The organism is Gorillibacterium massiliense, assembly GCF_000455485.1.
GTDB lineage: Bacteria > Bacillota > Bacilli > Paenibacillales > NBRC-103111 > Gorillibacterium > Gorillibacterium massiliense.
The window spans coordinates 1-6,979 of the sequence record NZ_CBQR020000037.1 but is presented as its reverse complement, the minus strand read 5'-3'; the positions used below and the strand labels follow the sequence as shown (position 1 = coordinate 6,979).

Sequence of the window (6,979 nt, the reverse complement as noted above, 5' to 3'; positions counted from 1 at the left end):
ATAAATCCCAACCGGAATCACGAGCAGGAAATGATAACGGGATCAGAAGCCCTGTTGCGCAGTTTATTGGCGGAAGGGATGGAATGTATTTTCGGGTACCCTGGCGGAAATGTCCTATATATCTACGATGCCATGGTCGGCAATCCGGACTTTAAGCACGTGTTGACCCGGCATGAACAAGGAGCGATCCATGCCGCGGACGGATATGCCCGTTCGACAGGGAAGACCGGAGTATGCATTGCCACTTCCGGCCCAGGGGCGACCAACCTGGTTACAGGCATCTTAACGGCTTATATGGACTCTGTGCCGCTTGTCATCATCACTGGCAACGTGGCTACGAACGTGATGGGAACCGACGCCTTTCAGGAAGCGGACATCATCTCGATTGCCATGCCGATTACCAAGCACAGCTACTCCGTGCGGGATGTCCGCGACCTGCCGCGGATCATCCACGAGGCGTTTTACATTGCTGGTACGGGTCGCAAGGGTCCTGTCTTGATTGACATCCCGAAAGACGTATCCAATCAAAAACTGTTTTATGAGCCATCTTGCGAGTTGAACCTACGGGGCTATAAAGGATCTCCGGATGCCAACCCAGTGGAGATCGATCAATTGCTTGCTGCGATTACCGAGGCAGAGAAACCAGTCATCATCGCAGGCGGGGGAGTGGTTTATGCCGATGCCTCCCTTGAACTTCTGGAGTTCGTCGAGAAAACGCAGGTTCCCGTTGCCAGCACCTTGCTTGGATTAGGCGGTTTTCCCAGCGGCCACAGCTTATCTCTGGGTATGATGGGCATGCACGGCCCCTACGCCGCCAACATGGCTGTGCAAAATGCCGACCTGGTCATCTCCATCGGCGCGCGGTTTGACGAGCGTGTCACAATGAATCCGAAAGGCTTCGCTCCTCGCGCGAAAAAGATCGCCCATATCGATATCGACCCGGCGGAAATCGGCAAAACCATTCCGGTGGACCTTCCATGTGTAGGAGACATAAGAGCGGTACTGACTTACGCTAATCAAAATGCAGCGCCGTCCCGCTCCGTTTGTTGGCTGCAGGAAATCACGGATATGAAATCACGCCATCCCCTCGGTTACAAAGATTCGGATACGGAGCTTAAGCCGCAATACGTGATAGAAATGATCGGTGAAACCACCGGGGGAGAGGCGATCATCACCACCGATGTCGGCCAGCATCAGATGTGGGCGGCGCAATTTTACCGGTTCAAGCAGCCTCGCTCCTTAATCACCTCCGGCGGCGCAGGCACCATGGGCTTTGGATTGCCGGCAGCCATCGGAGCGCAGATCGGAAATCCTGAGCGGCTCGTCGTATCCATAAACGGAGACGGAGGGATGCAGATGTGCGCCCAGGAGTTGGCGATATGCGCCATCCATCAAATCCCGGTTAAAATCGTCGTCATCAACAATCAGGTTCTGGGCATGGTGAAGCAGATGCAGGATCTGGTCTACAAAAAAAGGCACAGCCACATCGACTTGGCGGGCAGCCCCGACTTCGTCAAATTGGCGGAAGCCTATGGAGTCAAAGGATTAAGGGCGGAGAACAAAGAGGATGCGGTGCGTGTTTGGAGAGAAGCGTTGGAGACTCCCGGCCCAGTCCTCATTGATTTTGTCGTTCCGAAGGAGGAGAACGTTTATCCGACGGTACTCGGTGGAACGAATCTGGATCAACTCATTTTAGGGGATCTGGAATAGTTAGTCAGCAATGGGTTATAGGTAAGATAAAAGGCACTGAAAGGGACGATCGCCGATTGCGTTCGTCCCTTTCGGAATGATTATATGGATCAACAAGCTTAATAGCATATTGGGTTACTGCTATTGTTTACATAACATTTTACAAGTAAACTTTCCGACATTCTCCAGAGCCTGCCTTGCTTCCGGAAGAAAAGAAGCCAACATTTGGAACACGCACCACATCTCCTCCCAAACCTCCAGAGTGACTGCAACTCCCGCTTCCTGCGCACGCTCCGCAAGCCGGGTCGCATCGCTAAGCAATACTTCTTGGTCGCCAACCTGAATGAGAAGGGGCGGCAAACCGTTCAAATCCTGCCTCAACGGGGATAAAACCGCTGGATATGGCTCATCTGCGGCTTGCTCTCTCAAATAAGCATCTAATATCCGGCGATTGCCCTCCAGGCTGCCGGTAGGATCGAGGGCCGCATTGCTCTTGTAGGATTCGCCGTCGAGATGAACAAGGTCGGAATGGGGGGAGAGGAGGAATGCTCCTGCCGGAAGCGGCTCACCGTTATCCCGCAATGCCAGCAAGGTCATCAACGCCAGTGAGGCGCCAATGGAATCGCCTCCCAACACGATGTTCTCAGGAGCATATCCTTGGTTCAACAGCCAGCGGTAGGCACTGAGTGCATCCTCGTTTGCTGCGGGATATGGATGTTCCGGTGCCAGGCGGTAATCCGCCGTCAATACCTTCACACCACTAGTCAATGCCAGACGGGATGCAAGATCCCGGTAATCCCTTGAGGTTCCCGCAATAAAGCCGCCGCCATGATAATACAAAAGAACCTGTTTAACAAGCCTGTGATCCGCCCCTAGCTCAGCGCTCCAAAGCCACTCGCCGTTCACTCCGTCATCTTCCAGCTCTTTCGTCATTACTCCTGGAATAGGAGCAATCGACGCTGATTGCTTAGCCAACGTTTCACGAATTTGATCCACCGTCATCTGCTCATACTGATTATTTTGCCGTAAAACCGTTTTGATCGCCGCAAGTTTATCGGGATGCGTTGTCTCCATTTGATTTCCTCCTGCCACTCGGTAATTTAGTCCAAGTGTACAGCCTGTAGTTATCTACAAGGTCAAGTCAGGTTTCCATATGGAGGGTCTTTAATACGGACTGAATGTCCGGATGCTTGTCTTTCGCCGTCAATTGGCCGCGGAGACCGGCAAGCATCTCTTTTGTCTTTTCTTTTTTTGCGATTTCCCGGTTGATGCTGTCCACCTTCCGGTCGATGACGGTGATAAAATCGCTGACCGTAATGCCGGTTCCTTCCGATTTATTTAAAGCTTTCTTGATTTCCTTCAGAGTAAAACCGCACAGCTTGGCGTTCTGAATAAAAACAAGCCGCACCAACGCATCTTCCGAATAGAGCCGGTAGCCTGATTCCGACCGGGGAGGGGCTGGAAGGAGCCCTTTATTTTCATAGAAACGCACCGTCTCCACGTTTACCTTAGCTTTTTCTGCAAGCTGCCCTCTTAATAACCCTTCCATGATACGGCGCCTCTTTTCCAAAGGATTTTAGCCCAAAAACAGGAGTTCATGATACACTGGAATAGAAATCTTTACCATTAGACCATGATACCCGGGGGAGCGTCCGATGTATAGAGAGGCAAGGCGTAATCTTGCAAAAACTAGTTTTCTTTTTCTGTTCATCTTACCGATTCTCTTCTCGGCAGGCTGTGCGGAAGGCGGAAAGCCGCAGGTATCAACTGTGGTGGAAGGGATATATCCAACGGGAACGATACGCTCCGCAAAGATCATCGATCAAGCCCGTCAGGAAAAAGCCGTCGCCTTACAGCAGCAGGATTTAGACTACATCGTGGAACTTATCAAACAATCCGCCAAACAGCAGGATGGCAGTATGAACGCCAACAACATGGCGGAACTGAACGTAACGCTAACAGACTCCGCCATCCAATTGGCAAAACGGGATCAATCAACCCTTTACTATCTGTTTCAAAGCGAAAAGAGTGGGGTCATCTGCTATAAAATCCAGTCAGAACAACTATCGACATTCTTATCCATCCTGTTCGATTCCTTTGGAGCGGAAGAAATATTGGGCAAAAAGACAACTTTATTGACCTAAAACTAGGGAAATAAGGGATAGAAAAAACGCAGTCCGTCGCTTCGGCGACAGGCTGCGTTTTTTTGGCTGGATGAGACATATGAAATAAGGGGCTGGCGGTCAGTTGACTGGGGAGGAATTGACATGAATAGGAAGAGAGACCGTGAACGTCGTACCTTCATCCGGTGCACTGTTTACCGTAATTGATCCCTGGTGCATATCCACGATTTTATGAACGATGGACAATCCCAAACCGCTGCCGCCTGTCGACCCCGTACGCGATTTATCCGCTTTGTAGAACCGTTCGAAGATGCGCAATTGCTCCTCGTGAGACATCCCGCAACCGGTATCGGTGATGCGAACGACAACCCGATCGTCTTCTTGGGCAAGGGAAACAGTGATGATTCCTCCTTTTGGCGTAAATTTTAATGCATTTTGGATCAGGTTCACCCAAATCTGGCTAAGCAAGCTTTTATCCGCCGTGATGCTGATCTCGGGTAAATCCACTTCGATGTCGATTTCTTTTGCCAGCCATTGGGGTTCAAAGGCGAGGATATGCAGCTGAATTTGCTTGTCCAAGCGGAAATTCTCCGGATGAAAGGGATGATGTGCGGAATCCAGAGAAGCGAGCCGCAGCAAATCGTCGCTTAGTTTGGAGAGCCGGGTGCTTTCCGCGTCGATGATTTGCAAGTACTGCAGCTGCACTTCCCGCGGTAGCTCCTCGTATGTCATCGCCCGGGCGAACCCAGTGATGGAGGTGAGAGGGGACTGGATTTCATGGGAGACGTTAGAGATAAATTCCTGGCGCATCCCGTCCAACTCCTGTAGATTGGCCACCATTTTATTGATGCTCAGCACGATGGTATTGAACGGGCCGTCATCGGGGTTTCGTCGTCCAAACGGATCCACACGCACTTGAAAATCCCCTTGGGAGATGCGGTGCAGCGCGTCGGTCAGCTCCTTAAAATATACGTTTTGCCTCCGCTGGAAATGAGGGGAGACGATAGAAACAACTATGCCGAATAAAACAAAGCCCAAGACGGAGCCGAGCAGTTGTTGAACGAGGTCGTGAGGCTGCCAGCCGATCCAGGTATAGAGTATTCCGCTCACGAAATAAGCCAGCGTCCAGAATAGGGAAAGGATCAGAAGAATGAGGAGGGAGCTGCCGATGACTTTCAACATTTTCCGGTACATCTTCAAGGCTGCCAAACCTCCAGTCGATAGCCCAGACCGCGCACGGTGCTGATGCGGAAAGCGCTTCGTTCCTCGGGAAACCGTTCCCGCAGCCGGTTGATATGAACATCTACGGTTCGTTCATTCCCCTCGAAATCGTAACCCCAGATTTCCTCGATAATCTGGTCGCGGGTAAAGGTTTTACCCGGATAGCTGGCCAGCTTGAATATAAGCTCGAATTCCTTTGGCGGCAGGGTAAGCGGCTCGCTGCCCATCATGCATTCGTACGTTTCCCGGTTGAGTGTCAGGTTGCCGATCTTCAGCGTATGGGAGACGAAGATGCGGTATCGCTTCAAAAGAGCTTTCACTCTCGCAATCAATTCAGGCGGGTCAAAAGGCTTGACCAAATAATCGTCGGTACCCAGCTCGAAGCCTTTTACCTTTTGCGCCGTTTCTCCCTTGGCTGTCAGCATTAGAAGCGGCATATCATAATAGTGGCGAAGCTGGCGGCAAAGCTCATAGCCGTCCATCTCCGGCATCATAATATCGAGAATGACCATATCCGCTTTTTCCCGCTCCAGAATTTCCAACGCTACTTTTCCGTTGGGCGCCTCCAGAACGCGATAACCCTCCCGGTTCAAAAAATGCTCGACCAGCTTGCGGATGTGCGGGTCGTCATCGACCACAAGAATCTGTGGCATCGTTTCATGCCTCCTTGAAGTAGGTTCACTCTATTTTAGCTGTTTTTACCCGATATCGTAAACGAACCAAGCATATACCTGCTATGTAAACGGAATATAAACGAGGGTTTATCGGCCTTGATGGACGAGTCTGGGAAATTTGTGTTAGTTTTTATCACATAAAATATTGATTGATCTGCTGCAACCCATTATAATGTTACTAATATTAACATGTATATAACACTTTTCTTGGGCGTAAGCGGATCGGGAGGAGGATAAGATGGTTCCTTGGCGAAAGCTGCTGGACTCCTGTTTCGAAGCTTCGCATTCTCTTCATCCGAAACATGTTTTGGCCACCGTAATATCGGTCAACGGCCATGCTTACGGAAAACCTGGGACGGCCATGCTGATCTCCGAAAACGGTGCCTCTCTCGGCAGCATCAGTCCTGGCTGCATGGAGCAAGATTTGGCGGCGAGGGTGCCCGAAATGCTCAAGAACCGTCAAGCCCAAATCGCCGTATACGACCTGGCGTCTGAGGACGATCCCATGTGGGGCGCCGCCAGCGGCTGTGGAGGCTCTCTAACGGTTCTGTTGGAGCCGGTGGAGGGCGAGCTGATGCAAACGCTGCTCCAGATCCGGGAGCAATTGGCGGCAGACGAATCCGTCGTGTTAAAGCGAACCGGCACGATCCAAGGGAAAACAGTGCAATTGAACTATCAACTCGAAACCGTGAGGGAAAGATGCGGAAACGAAGAGGCAGGCGCGATTTTGGTTGCAGGCTTTCCTGCAGAGTTTCCCGAAGCCGCGAAGAGCGGACAGGAAGCCTCCCAATTCCGATTTGACAGCCTATTTGCTCCCGATCCGCAATTGTTGCTGTTCGGAGCCGGCAACGACGCTATGCCCGTAGCGGCACTGGCCGCGCAGTGCGGCTATCGCGTCGCCGTTGCCGATTGGCGAGCGGGGTTATGCACGACGGAGCGGTTTCCCGCTGCGGAGCGCCTTCTCCTCTGCGGATGGGCCGTCGAAGAACTGGCTGAGCTGCGGCTCGGCAACGCGGACTGCGCCGTTGTCATGAGCCATCAGCTGGAACGGGACCGGGCGGCCCTGGAGCAGTTGGCGAAGCAGCCTATGCGCTCCGTCGGCATCATGGGATCTGCCGTGCGCATCTCCCGGCTGCTGGCGGGATTCACCGTTCCTGCCTGGTTCCGCTATCCGGTGGGCCTCGCCATCGGAGCACGCGGGCAGGAGGAGATCGCCGTCAGCATCGCGGCCGAGCTCATCGCGCTGAGGCGGATGGGCCCTGTCGGCCGGCG

General features: G+C 52.4%; 7 protein-coding genes. 3 read left to right on the top strand and 4 right to left on the bottom strand.

The annotated features are described in order from the left end of the window. Positions 1–30: 30 nt before the first annotated feature. Positions 31–1,710, top strand: coding sequence for a biosynthetic-type acetolactate synthase large subunit (gene ilvB / locus TJ79_RS04555; RefSeq protein WP_238322787.1), 1,680 nt, complete (start codon positions 31–33; stop codon positions 1,708–1,710). Positions 1,711–1,830: 120 nt separating this feature from the next. Here the strand turns inward: ilvB and TJ79_RS04550 are convergent, their stop codons facing one another. Both TJ79_RS04550 and TJ79_RS04545 read right to left on the bottom strand, forming a co-directional pair. Beyond that, positions 1,831–2,763, bottom strand: a complete 933-nt coding sequence (locus TJ79_RS04550) for an alpha/beta hydrolase (protein WP_040949114.1) — start codon at positions 2,761–2,763, stop codon at positions 1,831–1,833. Between the two features lie 67 nt (positions 2,764–2,830). Then, positions 2,831–3,238: a MerR family transcriptional regulator gene (locus tag TJ79_RS04545; protein WP_052339268.1), complete on the bottom strand. Its 408-nt coding sequence runs from the start codon at positions 3,236–3,238 to the stop codon at positions 2,831–2,833. Positions 3,239–3,344: 106 nt separating this feature from the next. Between TJ79_RS04545 and TJ79_RS04540 the strand changes: the two genes are divergently transcribed. Continuing rightward, positions 3,345–3,833 carry a hypothetical protein gene (locus TJ79_RS04540; protein WP_040949113.1) on the top strand — a complete coding sequence of 163 codons (489 nt, stop codon included), beginning with the start codon at positions 3,345–3,347 and terminating at the stop codon, positions 3,831–3,833. Positions 3,834–3,932: 99 nt separating this feature from the next. On the opposite strand, the gene TJ79_RS04535 is transcribed toward TJ79_RS04540, so the two are convergent. Both TJ79_RS04535 and TJ79_RS04530 read right to left on the bottom strand, forming a co-directional pair. Further along, positions 3,933–5,006 (bottom strand): sensor histidine kinase, encoded by a 1,074-nt coding sequence (locus TJ79_RS04535; protein ID WP_337588923.1) that lies wholly within the window; start codon positions 5,004–5,006, stop codon positions 3,933–3,935. A gap of 2 nt (positions 5,007–5,008) precedes the next feature. After that, on the bottom strand, positions 5,009–5,686 hold the full coding sequence (locus tag TJ79_RS04530) for a response regulator transcription factor (protein WP_040949111.1): 678 nt from the start codon (positions 5,684–5,686) through the stop codon (positions 5,009–5,011). Positions 5,687–5,945: 259 nt separating this feature from the next. Between TJ79_RS04530 and TJ79_RS04525 the strand changes: the two genes are divergently transcribed. Further along, positions 5,946–6,979 (top strand): XdhC family protein (locus TJ79_RS04525; RefSeq protein ID WP_052339267.1); only part of this gene is annotated, 1,034 nt, incomplete at its 3' end.